This window comes from Corynebacterium tuberculostearicum, from assembly GCF_013408445.1.
Classification (GTDB): domain Bacteria; phylum Actinomycetota; class Actinomycetes; order Mycobacteriales; family Mycobacteriaceae; genus Corynebacterium; species Corynebacterium tuberculostearicum.
Genome location: NZ_JACBZL010000001.1, coordinates 2,111,951 through 2,127,624 on the forward strand (window position 1 = coordinate 2,111,951; position 15,674 = coordinate 2,127,624).

Consider the following 15,674-nt stretch of genomic DNA (forward strand, 5'->3'; position numbering starts at 1 on the left):
GGGGCGCAGTTTGGACTACGGTAGGTAATCGATTATCTCTGGCTTTTAGTTGCAAGGAACACTATTTAATGACTCACGGTCAATCGCATGCCACGCACGTGGATCTTGGTGATCCGCAGCTCAACGAGCGCATTGGTGCGGGCATGGAAGCAGTAGAAGACAAGCTGCGCAGTGAAATCGACCGCGGCCAGGACTTCTTAAAGGACAAGGTCAGCCACCTGTCTAAGGCCGGTGGCAAGCGCTTTCGCCCCATGATGGCGCTGCTGGCTTCCGAGTATGGTCCGCGTCCGGGCTGCAAAGAGGTTGTTAAGGCCGCCACCGTCGTGGAGATGGTGCACGTAGCCACCCTTTATCATGACGATGTCATGGATGAGGCGGACCGCCGCCGCGGCGTGGAATCTGCCAATTCGCGATGGAATAATTCCGTGGCCATCCTCGCCGGCGATGCGCTCTTGGCGCATGCCTCCCGCCTGATGAGTGAGCTGGATACCCACACCGTGGGCCACTTTGCCGATACCTTTGAAGAGCTGGTGACCGGCCAGATGCGCGAGACCATCGGCGCGGGTGAGGCCAATGCCGTGGAGCACTACACGGCCGTTATCCGTGAAAAGACCGCGGTGCTCATCGCCTCTGCTGGCTACCTGGGTGCCTACCACTCCGGTGCCTCGGCCGAGCATGCCGCAGCCCTGCACCGCATTGGTGGTGCCATCGGCATGATCTTCCAGATTGTGGACGATGTCATCGACATCTTCTCCGATCCCAAGGAGTCCGGCAAGACCCCGGGCACGGACCTGCGCGAGGGCGTCTTTACCCTGCCGGTTCTCTACGCCTTGGAGGAAGAGGGCGAAGTGGGCGACAAGCTGCGTGAGTTGCTTACTGGCCCGCTGCATTCCGACGCCGAGGTGGAGCGCGCCATCGAGCTCCTGCACCAGTCTGGCGGCCGTCAGAAGGCGCTGGAGGACATCAATGCCTACCTGCGGACGGTGGAGGAGCAGCTTGCCGTGCTACCGGAGAACTCCGCGAGCCAGGCCCTGCGCCAACTGGCGGATTACACCGTGCGCCGCGTGGGCTAGCTGCTTGGCGATGCCCCCTCTTTTCCCGCCCATTCTTCCCCCATGCGCTGGCGATTTGTAGGTGGGAGGGTGGTTCGTAGTAAAGTACTTACTCGCACCACACAGTGCATGCCAGGTTGCCCGAGCGGCCAAAGGGAGCGGACTGTAAATCCGCCGGCATTGCCTTCAGAAGTTCGAATCTTCTACCTGGCACAGAATAAACCCCGCAAGCAATAGCTTGCGGGGTTTCGTCGTACCTGCGGCCGTGAGGCGGATGCTACCGGCAGGGCGCCTGTCTGCGGGAGTCTTGAGCCCTGTGGAACACCGCATAGGCACCGACGAGGAATACAGCTAGGAATACCCCAGCGATCTTGAAGTAGAAAAATCCATTTCCTAACCTACGAGAAATATCTGGCAATGAGGTGGAATCCGATCCCGCCAGAGCCTTGGCCACGTATACCGCATTCAAACCGCCAATGAAATAGCCGAGGCAGAGCAATAATGAAATACCAACTGCAATCTTTAGCAAAACTGTTAAGGATGAATGGTGGGGTTCTGTACTCATCTAACTCCTCTCGTCTTGGCCTTCAGGACCAGCAAACTACACCGTTCTGAGGCGCTGTGTACCAACGGGCGTGCTCGGTAGCCATACCATCAGTCACAGAAAGTCACTGTAGAGATGAAGGTATGGGGTTTAGCGATAGGATATGGGATATGAAGAAGATCCGAACGATGCTGGACGGGGTAAACGAGATTCACCTTTTTCAAAGCCAGCGAGTAGCGCAGGCAGCGCAGCAAGCGCATCTGCGCAATCGGACTCGCAGTTATCGGGCGCACCGGAAAATAAACGCAGCGATTTCCCACCAGTTGGAGGAGCGCTCCCTGGCGTAAATAGCCTTTCTAACCGTGATGCCCCGTTGTCGTGGGACTGGCGGCAGCAAGCCCACTAGTCCGCACCCTCACAGATCCTAAGCAATCTCGGAAGGACCAGTTAGAGAGCGCGGAGCGGGGAGGGGTTTAAATCCCGAAGTAGGCGCGCAGGTCGGCCGCAATAGCATCGAGGCGGTCGGCGTCGGGGGATTCGAGGTAGCACTTCAGCTTCGGCTCGGTGCCGGAAGGGCGCACGATGACGCGGTCATCGTTGTCGGTGAAGAACTTGGAGCCTTGGGCGAACTTCTCCACCTTTGCCACGGGGGAACCGGCCAGTTCCGTGGGCGGGGTGGAAGCGACCTTGTCCATCGCCTGGGCGATGATGCTGAGGTCATCGACGCGGAAGGTCAGCGGCTGGGTGTAGAGGGCTCCCACGGTGGCGTAGATGCCTTCCAGGCGCTCTAGCAAGGTGGTTCCTGCGGCCTTGCACTCGGCCGCGAGGCTGGCGAGCACTACGGAGGTAGCGACGCCGTCCTTGTCGCGGACAGCGGTGGGGTCGGGGCAGAAACCAATGGCCTCCTCATAACCAAAGGCGAGGTCCGGGGTGCGGGCGATCCACTTGAAACCGGTGAGCGTCTCTTCGTGGCCGAGGCCATAGTGGGCGGCGATGCGCCCGAGCAGGCGGGAGGAGACGAGTGAGTTGGCGAAGTTGCCTGTCGCGCCCTGGCGGGCAAGGTAATCGCCCAAAAGGGCGCCGGTTTCATCGCCGGTGAGCTGGCGCCACGTGCCTGAGGACGTGGGCACAGCGGCGGCGCAGCGATCCGCATCCGGGTCATAAGCGATAAGAATATCGGCGCCGATCTCCTCAGCGTGGCGGATGCCCAAGTCGAGGGCGCCAGGCTCTTCCGGGTTGGGGAAAGAGACGGTGGGGAAATCGGGATCCGGTTGGGCCTGCTCAGGAACCAGCGAGACGCGGAAACCGCAGCGGGTCAGGAGCTTTTCGCCCAAGGCCGCACCGACGCCGTGCATGGCGGTCAGCGCGATGGTGACATCGGTATGAGCGCCCACGAGCTGCGCTGCGCGGTCGAGATACTCGGCGCGGGTATCGACATCCGCGATGTTCTCGGTGGAAAGTGGAATTTCATCGGCGTGGGGAGCCGCGGCGATGGCGGTGGCGATTTCGGCATCGGCGGGCGAAACAAGCTGTACGCCCTCTGCCGGTCCGGTGGCGATGCGGCCGCCCAGGTAGACCTTGTAGCCATTATCGGCCGGCGGGTTATGCGAGGCAGTGACCATAATGCCGGCATCCGCCTTGAGCGAGCGGACCGTGAAGGCGGTCAGCGGAGTGGGGTTCTGCGCTGGCAGAACCAAGGCCTTGCCACCGGCCGCGGAGATGACCTGTGCGGCATCGCTCTGGAACTGCGCGGAGCCGTGGCGGGCATCGCAACCAATGGCTACCACTGGGGCGTCCACGTGCTGTTTGAGCCAGGAGATAAGTCCGTAGGTGGTGCGGATGACTACGGCGCGATTCATGCGAGACTCGCCCGGGCCCACGGCGGCGCGCAGGCCTGCGGTGCCGAAGGCGAGGGGACCGGCGAAGGCGGCGGCGAGCTCGTCGTTATTGCTCTCTTCAATCCAGGTCATCACCTGGCGGGCGGTGTCCGGATCGGGGTCGTGCTCGGCCCAGGTGCGGGCGTAGTCATAATCCACGGTGGCGGCCTTTGACATGGCTTAGAGCTCCTCGAGGATCTTGGCGGAGGAAGATAGGCCCAGGCGGGTTGCGCCGGCCTCAATCATGGCCAAGGCATCCTTGGCGGTGCGGATGCCGCCAGAGGCCTTGACTCCTAGCTTGTCGCCTACGGTCTCGCGCATGAGCTTAACGGCGTGCACGGAGGCGCCGCCGGCCGGATGGAAACCAGTGGAGGTCTTGACAAAGTCCGCCTGGGCGGCTGCGGCGGCCTTGCAGGCGAGGACAATGGCGTCGTCGGAAAGCGCGGCAGACTCGATGATGACCTTGAGCACCTTGCCAGGGATGGCATCGCGTACGGCCTGGATTTCGGCCTGCAGGTCCTTGGCGCGGCCCTCGATGGCCAGGGGGATATTGATGACCATGTCCACCTCTTCGGCACCATCAGCAACCGCGCGGGCGGCCTCAGCGGCCTTAATCTCCGGCTTTACGGCACCGGAAGGAAAGCCCACGACGGTGGCGATGTGCAGGGAGTCAGGAACCTCGATGGGCAGGGCGGACGGGGAAACGCAGACGGAGTAGGTGCCCAGCTCGGCCGCCTCATTCACCAAGGCGCGGAATTGTTCTGGGGTGGCCTCCGGCTTGAGCAGGGTGTGGTCGATGATGGAAGCTACGTCGGTGCGGGAAGTCATAATTGTTCTCCTTAGCGGGTGAGGCGGGATTCGGAACGGGCCATCTTGAGGTCAGAGACGATATACAGGGCAATGCCGATGGCGGCGACGGCCGCGAGGATCCACAGCACGGTGTTATAGCTGGTGAGGTCCTGCAGCTTCGCCGTATAGGCAATTCCCAGCGGGATGGCGATATTGATGGTCAGGTTATAAAAGCCGATGGCGATGCCGGACTTGGCGGCGGTGATATTGCGCAGCGCGGTATTGACCAGCGGGGCGTACATCAGCGCAAAGCCGGAGGCAAAGGCCACGATGGCGAGAATGAGTACGGCGACGTGAAGCTGCACAAAGAGCGCGGCCGCCACCAGCGCGCCGGCAACCAGGGCGAAGGCGGTGTAGATGGTGGCGCGAGAGGACAAAACGGCACCGATCTTGCCGGAGAAAATGCCGATGAGGATGGCGCAAATATAGCCCGGGATCATCAACAGGGAGGCCTTATCGATGTTCATGCCGTGCAGGTCATGCGCGGCAAATGGCAGCAGGAAGATAAAACCCATTTGGGTGGAGTAGACGAAGAAGACCATGAGGATGGTCCACACGTAGCGGCCGTTAGTAAAGAATTCCGGGGTGACCACGGGGTGCTTGGCGTGGCCGATGTGGATGATGAAACCCACGATGCCAAGGGCGGCAAAGATGAGCCATACCCAGTTGAATTCTTGCATAAACATGGTCAGGCCGGTGGCGAAGGCCGCGATGAAAAACAGGCCCAGGGCATCGAGGTGGCCCTCCACGGCCTCATCTTCTGGCACCAGCTTGATAATCGGCGGGATGGCCAGGATGAGGATGAGCGGGATGAGGAACATCGCCGTCCATGAGACATAGGTGGAAATAAAGCCGGAGGTCAACGCGCCGATGAGCAGCCCGGCTTGGAAGGCAGCGGTAGAAAAGCCGAGGTAGGTCTTTTGGTCGGCCTCGCTCAGGTGCTTGGTCACGTAAATGACATAGAGCGTCTCCGCAGCGGCAAGGCCGGCGGTTTGGATGAGGCGGCCGGTAAGCACCATGGGCCAGAAGCTGGAAAAGGCGAAGGCCAAAAGCGAGCCCACGGCGATGAGGACAACGCCGGTGAGCATGAGCTTGCGGATGGAGATGGAATCCGCCAGCGCGGCGTAGACCACGGCGCCGATGCCGATGATTACGCCGGCGAGGGAAGCCTGGAGGGAGGCGGTTTTAACGGAGATGTCCAGCGCCTGGGCGATCGGCATGGTCATCGTCTTAAAGCCGTTATCAATAACCAGCGAGAAGACGAAGACAAAGAGCAGGATAGGTACGGCAACCTTGGGGTTTACCGCGGAGCCTGTCCGCTTGTCCTGCGGGGAAGCGGTGGGGTGGGTGGAAGTCACGGGGGAGAGGATCCTTTTAGTCGAGCGCGTTGAGCGGAAGCGCGAGTTCAATCATGGTGCGGAAGGCGGTCTGGCGCTCTTCCGCGGAGAGGTGGGTATCGTGCACCAGGTTGTCGGAGACGGTGAAAAGTCCCAGCGCGTCGACGCCGGCCTCAGCCGCGGTGGCATAAAGCGCTGCGGATTCCATCTCTACGCCGAGCACACCCATGTGCGCCCAGCGCTCGTTCACGTTCTGGTCAAAGTTGTAGAAGATATCCGAGCTCAAGATATTGCCTACGTGGATGTGGGCCTGCTGCTTTTCGGCCTGATCCACCAAAGCCTTGAGGAGCTTCCACGAGGCGGTGGGGGCGTAGCTGCCCGGCAGGTTGTACTGGCTCAAGAAGTTGGAATCAGTGGAGGCGGACGAAGCAACGATGACATCGTGCAGCTCAATGTCTTCCTGCATGGCGCCAATGGAGCCGACACGGATGAGCTTCTTTACGCCGTAGTTGTGGATGAGCTCCCAGGAGTAGATGCCGATGGAGGGAATGCCCATGCCGGAGCCCATCACGGAGATGGGCTTGCCGTTAAAAGTGCCGGTAAACCCCAGCATATTGCGCACGCCGTTGAACTGGACGGTATCTTCCAGGAAGTTCTCGGCGATGAACTTCGCCCGCAGCGGGTCACCGGGCAGGAGGATGGTTTCCGCAATGGGTGCGCCCTGCGGATTGATGTGTGGGGTGGCAATATCGGTAGCGGACATATCTTCGCTCCTTGGCATGGGGTGGGGGGATTTACAGACCAAGCTTAAACCCTCAGGACCCCGAGTCAATGGCCGTATTTGCGGGTGGTCAACAACTGTGGAGAGCCTCACTGGACTCAGCCACCAGCGTCCGTGCCGAGGTCACTGCCCGCGGTGAGCATTGCCACGCTTGCCGACGCCCCCTTTTCCCCACCTGCCAATCCACGTGCCTCCGCACGGCTGCCGACGCACGGGAGGGGGAGTGGCCGAGCGGCCCGCAGGGGTGATCTGCCATGCCGGTTCTCCAACTGCCTTCAAAAGGCGCGAAAAGGTGTCACAGGAGATAAGCATTTTTACGTTCTGACGTGGCGATTTGTGTAAAACGTTGAAAGCGGGTTAGATTATTGGAGTCCGCAACGGAGAGCACAACGAAATAGCGATGTGTTCAACGCTAGGATGTGCCCCCTTAGCTCAGTCGGCAGAGCGTTTCCATGGTAAGGAAAAGGTCGACAGTTCGATTCTGTCAGGGGGCTCCATTCATGTTTGGAGCAAGGAATTCCTCCAAGGTGAATATGGCGGTGTAGCTCAGTGGTAGAGCAAGCGACTCATAATCGCTGTGTCGCGAGTTCAATTCTCGCCATCGCTACCGGGAAAGAAAGGCGCCCGCAGGGCGCTTTTTTATTACCGCGCTGAAGGCAGTCCAGGCTGTGCCTAGTTTCGGATTGGAACTATGGCTCTGGTAAGGTCTTCAACGCTTGATGCTGAGGCATTGAGGAATAAAAGAATAGGGGCGTGGCGCAATTGGTAGCGCAACGGTCTCCAAAACCGTAGGTTGCAGGTTCGAGTCCTGTCGCCCCTGCATAGTAAACCCCGTCACCTCAGGTGGCGGGGTTTCTTCATGCCCTATTTTCTTCGTGACGCTTAGCCCGCCCACATGTTGTCAAGGCCACGTCCGGCAAATGCCGTGGTCAGCTTTTCATGCTGTGTAAGCTTTGCTAGGGTTGACAAAGTTATGGAGGTGCGCGTTAAGCGCCCTATTAGATTTAGTTCCCAAGGAGGGTTAGCTGTGAGCGATGAGCAGCAGCCGAAGAATTCGGGTGCATCGCGCCCGACCGGTAAGCGTCAGCTCTCTGGTGCGGCTACCACGTCCTCCGCGGACTACGCCGATAAGCACGTCGTCCGCGTCGAGGATAAGAACCACGATGACACCCCAGGTGGTGGCGTAGCCGCCTTCCCAGGCGAGGTCGTATCCGAGATGAAGAAGGTGGTGTGGCCTACCGCTAAGGAGATGCTGCAGTACACCCTCATTACCTTTGCGTTCCTTATCGTGCTGACCATTTTGGTCTGGGGCGTTGACACCCTGGCAGGTCTCGGAGTTGAGCAGGTTCTCTCAGATTAGTAAGATAAGCGCATAATCTTTTATCCCGCTGTTTCCGCTTAAAGGAACGGCGGGATACTTTTTGCCCATACGCGGGCGGGTAGGCTGGTCCTACGCAACGCGCCGAGGAATTTTTTGGAGTAAGAATTATGAGCGACGAGAACAACGTCGAAACCGTAGGCACCTCCCTGGAAGAGGCAATGCAGTCCAACGTGCAGGAGCAGGCGGCAGAGCACGCTAGCTCCGTGGAAGAAGCACAACAGGAAGACGCTACCCCAGCCGCTCCGGCAGCGGAGGAAGCTGAAGGAACGGCTGAGTCCACCGAGGCTGCAGGCGAGTCCGCCGAGTCCACCGACGCAGCGGAACCGGCAGCGACCGAAGCAGAGGCCGAGGGCGCGGCCCCCGAGGCCAGCGAAGACGAGTCCGAGGATGCCGCCTACCGCAAGCGCCTGCGCGCCTTTACCCGCGAACTGAAGAAGCAGCCGGGCCAGTGGTACATCATCCAGTGCTACTCCGGCTACGAAAACAAGGTAAAGACCAACCTGGACATGCGCGCCCAGACCCTCGAGGTAGAAGATTCCATCTTCGAGGTCGTTGTACCTATTGAGCAGGTCCTGGAGAACAAGGACGGCAAGAAGAAGATTGTGAAGCGCAAGCTGCTGCCAGGCTACGTCCTGGTTCGCGCTGAGCTTAACGACGCCGCATGGTCCGTCATCCGCGAAACCCCAGGCGTGACCTCCTTCGTGGGCAACGAGGGTAACGCCACCCCGGTCAAGACCCGCGACGTGGCTAAGTTCCTCATGCCCAACGAGGCGCCGTCCACCAAGGGCGATGCTGCCCCGAACGAGGCAGAAGGCGAGCAGGTTGTGGCTATGCCGGAGAAGGAAGTGGCCAAGAAGTACGCGCACGATTTCGAGGTGGGCGAGGCCGTGACCATCCTGTCCGGCCCGCTGGCCGCCGTATCTGCGACCATTTCCGAGATCGACCCGGAGACCGGCAAGATGCAGGGCTTGGTATCCATCTTCGGCCGCGAGACCCCGGTGGAGCTGTCGCCGACCGAGATCGAGCGCATCTCCTAAAAAGTGATTTTGTGCAGGGCGCACGGTGTTCTAAACTGGAACGTCGTGCGCCTTTGGCGTGCGTATAAGAAAACGTTTCATCCTCCGGTGGCCCACTGAAGGTGAGCATCCGGACGGGATCCCGTTATTCATCGTGGCGGACATCCCGGTAACACAGGAAAGAGGTAATTCGATGGCTCCTAAGAAGAAGGTATCCGGCTTCATCAAGCTGCAGATCGAGGCAGGCGCCGCTAACCCGGCACCGCCAGTTGGCCCGGCACTGGGTGCCCACGGCGTCAACATCATGGAGTTCTGCAAGGCTTATAACGCCGCTACCGAGAACCAGCGTGGCAACGTGGTTCCGGTTGAGATCACCGTCTACGAGGACCGTTCCTTCGACTTCAAGCTGAAGACCCCGCCGGCAGCTAAGCTGCTGCTCAAGGCCGCTGGCATCAAGAAGGGCTCCGGCGTCCCACACACCGACAAGGTCGGCTCTGTGTCTTGGGATCAGTGCAAGGAAATCGCAGAGACCAAGTTTGCGGACCTGAACGCACGTGACATCGAGAACGGCGCTCGCATCATCGCCGGTACCGCCCGCTCCATGGGCATCACCGTTGATGGCGCACCGGAGAAGTAAAAACTTTATGTGGTAGGGCCAGCTACGGCCCGCCGAACACCACACCAATCCAGAAAAGGAATTGTTAAATGAGCACCAAGTCTAAGGCTTATAAGGCCGCTGCGGAACTGGTAGATAAGTCCCGCCTGTACCGTCCGATCGAGGCTACCAAGCTGGCCAAGGAGACCTCCTCCAAGAACTTCGACGCCACCGTTGACGTCGTCTTCCGCCTGGGCGTTGACCCGCGCAAGGCTGACCAGCTGGTTCGCGGCACCGTTTCCCTGCCTAACGGCACCGGTAAGGACGTTCGCGTTGCTGTCTTCGCTGAGGGCGAGAAGGCTACCGCCGCTCAGGAAGCTGGCGCTGACATCGTTGGCACCGCTGAACTGATCGAGCAGATCAACGAGGGCAACATCGACTTCGACGTTGCTATCGCTACCCCGGATCAGATGGCCAAGGTTGGCCGCGTTGCTCGCGTCCTGGGCCCGCGTGGTCTGATGCCGAACCCGAAGACCGGCACCGTTACCGCAGACGTTGCTAAGGCAATCTCTGAGGTTAAGGGCGGCAAGATCTCCTTCCGCGTTGATAAGGCTGCTAACCTGCACGCCATCATCGGCAAGGCATCCTTCGATGCTGAGAAGCTGGCTGAGAACTACGGCGCCCTCATGGACGAGATCCAGCGCCTGAAGCCTTCTTCCGCTAAGGGCATCTACATCAAGCGCGCTACCATCTCCACCACCTCCGGCCCGGGCATCCCGGTTGACGGTTCCGTGGTCAAGGATTACACCGCGTAAGCAGTTCTAACGCACTGCGTTCAAATTTAAAGGGCTTCGAGGATTGCCTCGAAGCCCTTTTTCTATGTCTTAGCCCGCCTGCAGCTACACGGCGTCAATATCGTCTGGCACCCAATCGCCGCCGTCGTAGTAGACGTTGCGTGCCAAAGGAATTTGGTGCGAAGCAGACTCCAAGATGTGCATAAAATACCCGGCTGTATTCGGAATGGCGAGGGTATCTCCTACAGCAATGCCATCCGGGAAGTCCAGTTCGCGGCGCAGGATAACCTCGTCTTCAATGCAGTAGGCTCCGACTACAAAGCCGGTGCGTGGCTCGCGGGAGATTTCCTTTGCCGGGCCGGCCGTGGGTACCAGGAGGGGGTCGAGCAGGATGTCATCTGCGGCGGTCCGGCATTGGGTGCGATTCATCGCCACGCCGATAAGGGGCAGGCCATCAGAGCGTTCTTTGAGGAAGCTCACCTCGGTAAGGATGACTCCACAGCCGTCGAGGAGGCTGCGGCCGGGCTCCAGGTGAAGGGCGATGTCCCGCTCGCGCAGCTCCGTGCCAGCGGTGCCGTAGCCGGGGACATCACCGGAGAGGAGCTGGTCCAGCCACTGACCGCGCGTCGGTTCCTGCCAGAAAGGGTAAGTATTGGAGAGCGGATCCGATTTCCACGTGAACGGTTCACCGGTACCAGCGCGTTGGGAGGCGATACGCTCGAGGTAATTCTCCCACTGCTCGCGGGATTCTAGGTAGCTCATGGGCACGCCGCCGCCGATATCGATGAATTCTGCGGGCTGGCCCAATGCGCGTAGGTGCTCTACCAAGGCAATTGCCTCTGCAAGGGCGGTTCGGCGGTCGGCCTCGCTATAGCCATGCAGGTGCACGTGGACGCCCACAACACGAAGTTCCTGTGGCCACTCGGCTTGCCGCCATGCCGGCAGCCTTTCCCCGAAGCGGGTGGGAGGTAGGGAGTTCGGATCTGGAGCGAGGCGTGGTGCCACGCAGGCGGTGGTGTCTAATGCCCGCGCGATGGCGGCGATGCGGCGGGACTCGGCGCGAGAATCACAAGAGATAGTAACTCCCCGCGAAACCGCGAGGCGGAGCAAGTCGTCGGTTTTGATAGCGGCGCTGAGGATGATGCGCTCTGGAGCAACACCGCGGTCGAGCACTTGGCGGAGCTCGTTCTCGCTGGCTACATCCACCCCGAGCCCGGCATCGCGTGCAGCATCGACAAAGCACAGCGCCTTATTGGCCTTGCGTGCGAAAAACACCTGCGTGTCCACGCCGTGGGAAGCGCCCGCATCGAGCAACTCCTGGGCAGTGTGGCGCAGCGGAGCGGGATTCAACACGTTCACCGGAGAACCGTAGCGCGAGGTCAATGCGCTGACGTGCTGCGGGTTTTCGACAAGCTCACGCATCCACCGTTCCCACCGGGCGCGCAAGGGGACGGTGCCGTGGACGGGTAGTGGTTCTACAGGGGTGGTGGTCATGGGTTTCCTACTTTCTCCGCCCAGCGGGGGATGTCATCGTGCACGGAACGGTTAAGGGAGTCATGGCCGGGCAGGGAGAGCTCATTCATCCGGCCAATTTCCACCACGCCAGCAACGTCGTGGAAGGGGGAGGGGGTGGCTTGGGGAGCAACGGTGGCGTCGATAAGCAGGTCCACGCCGCCCTTTTCCCGCCAAGAATCTATCTGCCCAGGCATGCCTAGGTAGTCGGTATTCACCACACCGGAGTGGATCAACTCGAGCAGACGCCTAGCTGTGACCGGTGGCGGACCAAAAGCCACGCGCTCAAGGGTGCGTGAAAGCTCGCGAAAGCCGGGCATGGGGCCATGCACCTTGTGCCAATCGACGCATTCTTGGAATACCCCACGAAACGCTGCGCCCACGGCCGCGGCCGGGGTGAGCGGACCGGTACCTTCGGCCGCACGTAGGGAAGCCTCGAGCTCAGCGACGGCATCGCCAGTGAAATCCTGACCGTCGATAACTGAGGCGAGGTCCGCAGTTGAGAAGTCACCGAACTCGCCTGCAGCCCCGATGAGGATCTCACGCAGCTCCGCAGCGTTGTCGATATGCGCGCAGGCCTGCCGCCACCGCGGTGATACCTCCGGCAGCGGTGTCTCTGGGGAGGGCTTTACCTCCATGAAGCGCCCGCTGCGGCTAACCGGGTAGATGGTTTCGGCGGTATCGCCATACAGCAGGCACACATCGATGAAGCTCAAGGCAGCACCGCGTACGCCGATCCGCCGTGCGGAGCTGGGGAGATCGGCACCGAAGTAGAGACCGGTGACCGGTACGCAGGAGGCCTCATAGGCCAAAGAACCAGCGTGGAGATGGTCGTGGCCGGTACAGACTAGGACCTCGTCGAAGGGGGAGCCATCGACCATGAAACCTTCTCCGTCGGCGCTTACCGCGGTCACGCGGTGCGGCAGGTGCCGGATGCGAACGTGGGATGGTGCGCGGCGCACTGCTGCGGACCAGGTATCGGTGAGGAATTGGCCCACCTGAGCCCGCGGTGGAAAGGCATCGGTGGTGTCTTCGCCGCGGCGGGTGCGCCAGGCGTTGAAACTATCGTGGGCCGTGGTGACGATGGCGCAGTTGACGTTGAGACGCCACTGCAGCGGCTGCTGCGGACGGTAGACGGCGCCCGCACCGGCGGGGTAGGGATCAAAGACGGTGACATCGAGTGGAACGCGGGCGCGCTCGAGGAGCTCCTCTACGGCCCAGAGGCCACGCGGGCCACCTCCAATGATGGCAATGCGGCGGGCAGAACGAGAAGAGGTCACTGCGCCGACCCCTCGATGCGCGCGGCAAGTTCAGCGGGCGAAATGTCGAAGTTTTCGCACACCCAGGAGTCGTTATAAATGGTGTCGAGGTAAGGCTGGCCGCCGTCGTGCAGCACGGCAACCACTTCGGCCCCTGCCGGCAGGGAGGGCGCGAGGCGTTGGAAGGCGGCGATGACGGCACCGCCGGAAGCGCCAGGCAGCAGGCCTTCTGCTTGAGCGAGCTGTCGGGCGGCAACGATGGCATCGAGATCCGGAACTCGCTCCACGGAAGAAGGCGAAAACTTGGTGGATAGCTCGGTCACGATACCTGCACCGTAGCCGGGCAACATGCGGGTGCCACGCTCACCACCAAAAAGCACGGAGCCTTCGGCATCAACGCCGATTGTGTGGGTGTCGGCGCCCAACTCGGTGAGCTTGCGTACGCAGCCGCCAAGGGTTCCGGTGGTGCTCATAGCCACGAGCAGGTGGCTGGGCGCCTGGCCGAGCTGGTCCAGGATTTCAGTCATGGTGCCTTCCGCGTGGGCGTGGAAGGCGGCTTCATTGGAATACTGGTTGAGGTTGAAAGAATCGGGGATCTCTTCCAAAAGCTCGGCCACGCGGGTGCGGCGGGCGGTGAGCCAATCGCCGGTCTCTGGATCGGGATGGTCAAGCAATTCCACGTGTGCGCCATAGGCCCGCATGGTAGCCACCGTGGAGGCGTTGACGCGCGGATCCACCACACAATGGAACTTCATCCCCTGGAGCGGGGCTTGGCGAGCTAGCGCCATGCCCAGGTTGCCGGAGGAAGATTCCACCAGCGTCGAGCCTGGGCGGATATCGCCGGCTGCAAGGGCCGCCTGGATAAGCGCTCGCGCCGTCCGGTCTTTCGCAGAACCGCCAAGGTTGAATTGTTCGAGTTTGAGATAGAGGTGGACATCCGGCCGGGGACTAATCGCCTCTACTCGCATGAGTGGGGTATTGCCAATGGGCGGGTGCGCTTGAGAATGAATCCTGGGGCTCATCATTGGCCCCATGGTAGACCTTTACGTCCACCTTTTCTGCAGGCTTAGTCTTTGATCTCCGCATAGGCATCGAGCGCGGCCTGGCGCGATTCCTGCAGGTCCACGATAGGCGGGGCGGACAGTGCGGGTGCCCAGCGGCGCACGTACTCGCCGTCGGGGTCGAAGCGCTTGGCTTGCGTTTCGGGGTTGAAGATGCGGAAGAAGGGCGCGGCGTCATCGCCGCAGCCGGCCACCCACTGCCAATTAAACGGGTTGGAGGCGGCATCGGCGTCCACCAAGGTGTCCCAGAACCATTCTTCGCCCAGGCGCCAGTGGATGCCTAGGTTCTTGGTGAGGAAGGAGCCCACCACCATGCGCACGCGATTGTGCATATAGCCGGTGGCCCATAGTTCGCGCATTCCGGCGTCGACAAGCGGAATGCCAGTAGTACCTGCCTGCCAGTCCTTGAGCCGCGGGTCATCCCAGGACCAGTCGAAGCGGTCGAATTTCTCCCGCACGTTCTCGGTGGCGAGATTGGGCAGGTGGTAGAGACGGTGCCAGGCAAAGTCGCGCCACAGTAGCTCGGAGTGAAACTTGGCGGCCTCTGGTTCCTCGGCTGCGGCGAACCACACCTCGCGCGGGGAGACCTCGCCAAAGCGCAGGTGGGGCGAGAGTAGGGAGGTGGCATTGAGCGCGGGGATATCGCGCTCCTCGGCGTAGTTGGCCAGGTCCAGCTGGGCTAGTCGCTCGCGCGCGCCGGCCTCGCCGGGCGTCCAGTGCTCGGCCAGCGATGCGGCCCATGCCGGTTCGGTGGGCTGGGGCCAGGCAGATGCACTGCTTGCCGACGCCCCCATCTCCGGCACCCCCTCCGGTTCATCTCCCGCCACCTGGGAGGCGGCGGCCTTGGAGAAAGGAGTAAAAACCTTATAGGGCTGGCCCTGGCCATTGGTGACCTCCCAGGGCTCCACCAAGGTGAAGCCGGGCGAGGACGTCGCGGTGATGCCCTGGGAGGCCAGGGTTTCCTTGACGGTGGCATCGACCTCGCGCAGCGGGCCGTGGTAGCGGCGGGTCCACGTGACGGTGGTGGCTCCCAGTTCGGTGGCGAGGCGGGGGATTTCCTCGCGAGCATCGCCGGCGGCGCGAATGAGTTCTACGCCGTGGTCGGCAAGGTCGCTAGCGAGGGCATAGAGGGAACGTTCGCGCCACCACGTGGTCGCGCCGCCCAGCGGGCGGGTGCCGGGATAGGCAGGTTCGTCGAGGACGACGGCGACCAAGGGGGCGTCGCCAAGCGCGGCGGCCTCGGCCGCGCGGGAAAGGGCCTGGTTATCGTGCAGGCGCAGGTCATCGCGGAACCACATGAGGCTGGTCATGGCGGCCATCCTACGCGGCGGAAACGGCGATTTGGAGAAACCGCGGGTGGGGAGGTAGTGTTTTCCACGAAGTTTGAACGGCCACTTCACGGCCGAGTCAAAGTTCACCGAAGACCGTTGGTCATCCATTTGGATCGAAGGTTCTCCATCCTAGGAGGCGGCCCACGCAGGAGACACTTTGCGATTATTCGCGGCATTCTCTTATGTCGCGCGCCCTGTGCTCTTGCACGGGGCTTTTGTTGTTTCGGGCAACCGAAGCGAGGAAGGCCCCGGCGGAATAATAAAAGAGATGTTTTGGAAGGAGGC

The 15,674-nt window shown here is 61.3% G+C and carries 15 protein-coding genes and 4 tRNA genes; 10 read left to right on the forward strand and 9 right to left on the reverse strand.

Annotated elements, in window-relative coordinates; all coding sequences use genetic code 11:
- Positions 1-68: 68 nt before the first annotated feature.
- Together BJ985_RS09930 and BJ985_RS09935 are read left to right on the forward strand one after the other, a co-directional pair.
- On the forward strand, positions 69-1,073 hold the full coding sequence (locus BJ985_RS09930; protein WP_005327943.1) for a polyprenyl synthetase family protein: 1,005 nt from the start codon (positions 69-71) through the stop codon (positions 1,071-1,073).
- Positions 1,074-1,183: 110 nt separating this feature from the next.
- Positions 1,184-1,265: transfer RNA gene (locus BJ985_RS09935), tRNA-Tyr, on the forward strand.
- 64 nt (positions 1,266-1,329) lie between these two features.
- On the opposite strand, the gene BJ985_RS09940 is transcribed toward BJ985_RS09935, so the two are convergent.
- Positions 1,330-1,617: a hypothetical protein gene (locus tag BJ985_RS09940; protein ID WP_179387357.1), complete on the reverse strand. Its 288-nt coding sequence runs from the start codon at positions 1,615-1,617 to the stop codon at positions 1,330-1,332.
- Between the two features lie 149 nt (positions 1,618-1,766).
- Between BJ985_RS09940 and BJ985_RS09945 the strand changes: the two genes are divergently transcribed.
- Positions 1,767-1,943 carry a hypothetical protein gene (locus BJ985_RS09945; protein ID WP_023020515.1) on the forward strand — a complete coding sequence of 59 codons (177 nt, stop codon included), beginning with the start codon at positions 1,767-1,769 and terminating at the stop codon, positions 1,941-1,943.
- 126 nt (positions 1,944-2,069) lie between these two features.
- Here BJ985_RS09945 and BJ985_RS09950 read toward each other — a convergent pair whose 3' ends face one another.
- Genes BJ985_RS09950 through deoD form a run of 4 tightly spaced genes read right to left on the reverse strand, consistent with a single transcriptional unit; the run spans position 2,070 to position 6,422 of the window.
- Positions 2,070-3,650 (reverse strand): phospho-sugar mutase, encoded by a 1,581-nt coding sequence (locus BJ985_RS09950; RefSeq protein WP_179387358.1) that lies wholly within the window; start codon positions 3,648-3,650, stop codon positions 2,070-2,072.
- Positions 3,651-3,653: 3 nt separating this feature from the next.
- The gene (deoC, locus tag BJ985_RS09955) at positions 3,654-4,301 is read right to left on the reverse strand and encodes a deoxyribose-phosphate aldolase (RefSeq protein ID WP_179387359.1); all 648 of its coding nucleotides are present in this window, start codon (positions 4,299-4,301) and stop codon (positions 3,654-3,656) included.
- A gap of 11 nt (positions 4,302-4,312) precedes the next feature.
- Complete coding sequence (locus tag BJ985_RS09960) at positions 4,313-5,680, reverse strand: MFS transporter (RefSeq protein ID WP_179387360.1); 1,368 nt, start codon at positions 5,678-5,680, stop codon at positions 4,313-4,315.
- Positions 5,681-5,696: 16 nt separating this feature from the next.
- A complete protein-coding gene (deoD, locus tag BJ985_RS09965) occupies positions 5,697-6,422 on the reverse strand; it encodes a purine-nucleoside phosphorylase (RefSeq protein WP_005327952.1) in 726 nt (241 codons plus the stop codon).
- A 439-nt stretch (positions 6,423-6,861) separates the two neighbouring features.
- Between deoD and BJ985_RS09970 the strand changes: the two genes are divergently transcribed.
- The 7 genes from BJ985_RS09970 (at position 6,862) to rplA (ending at position 10,247) form a co-directional block, all read left to right on the forward strand.
- A tRNA-Thr gene (locus BJ985_RS09970) sits at positions 6,862-6,937 on the forward strand.
- Between the two features lie 38 nt (positions 6,938-6,975).
- A tRNA-Met gene (locus BJ985_RS09975) sits at positions 6,976-7,047 on the forward strand.
- A gap of 140 nt (positions 7,048-7,187) precedes the next feature.
- Positions 7,188-7,260 (forward strand) — tRNA-Trp (locus BJ985_RS09980).
- Between the two features lie 207 nt (positions 7,261-7,467).
- A complete protein-coding gene (gene secE / locus BJ985_RS09985; protein ID WP_005327956.1) occupies positions 7,468-7,800 on the forward strand; it encodes a preprotein translocase subunit SecE in 333 nt (110 codons plus the stop codon).
- A gap of 128 nt (positions 7,801-7,928) precedes the next feature.
- Complete coding sequence (nusG, locus tag BJ985_RS09990; protein ID WP_179387361.1) at positions 7,929-8,858, forward strand: transcription termination/antitermination protein NusG; 930 nt, start codon at positions 7,929-7,931, stop codon at positions 8,856-8,858.
- A 172-nt stretch (positions 8,859-9,030) separates the two neighbouring features.
- The gene (gene rplK / locus BJ985_RS09995; protein ID WP_005327961.1) at positions 9,031-9,474 is read left to right on the forward strand and encodes a 50S ribosomal protein L11; all 444 of its coding nucleotides are present in this window, start codon (positions 9,031-9,033) and stop codon (positions 9,472-9,474) included.
- A gap of 68 nt (positions 9,475-9,542) precedes the next feature.
- Positions 9,543-10,247 carry a 50S ribosomal protein L1 gene (rplA, locus tag BJ985_RS10000; RefSeq protein ID WP_005322897.1) on the forward strand — a complete coding sequence of 235 codons (705 nt, stop codon included), beginning with the start codon at positions 9,543-9,545 and terminating at the stop codon, positions 10,245-10,247.
- A gap of 84 nt (positions 10,248-10,331) precedes the next feature.
- Here rplA and BJ985_RS10005 read toward each other — a convergent pair whose 3' ends face one another.
- The 4 genes from BJ985_RS10005 to BJ985_RS10020 are packed head-to-tail and all read right to left on the reverse strand — an operon-like array spanning position 10,332 to position 15,368.
- The gene (locus tag BJ985_RS10005; protein ID WP_179387362.1) at positions 10,332-11,720 is read right to left on the reverse strand and encodes a type III PLP-dependent enzyme domain-containing protein; all 1,389 of its coding nucleotides are present in this window, start codon (positions 11,718-11,720) and stop codon (positions 10,332-10,334) included.
- On the reverse strand, positions 11,717-13,018 hold the full coding sequence (locus BJ985_RS10010; RefSeq protein WP_179387363.1) for an FAD/NAD(P)-binding protein: 1,302 nt from the start codon (positions 13,016-13,018) through the stop codon (positions 11,717-11,719). The genes BJ985_RS10005 and BJ985_RS10010 overlap by 4 nt, the downstream gene beginning before the upstream one ends.
- A complete protein-coding gene (locus tag BJ985_RS10015; protein WP_179387364.1) occupies positions 13,015-14,031 on the reverse strand; it encodes a pyridoxal-phosphate dependent enzyme in 1,017 nt (338 codons plus the stop codon). The genes BJ985_RS10010 and BJ985_RS10015 overlap by 4 nt, the downstream gene beginning before the upstream one ends.
- 32 nt (positions 14,032-14,063) lie before the next feature.
- Positions 14,064-15,368, reverse strand: a complete 1,305-nt coding sequence (locus BJ985_RS10020; protein ID WP_023020527.1) for a cryptochrome/photolyase family protein — start codon at positions 15,366-15,368, stop codon at positions 14,064-14,066.
- Positions 15,369-15,674: the final 306 nt, after the last annotated feature.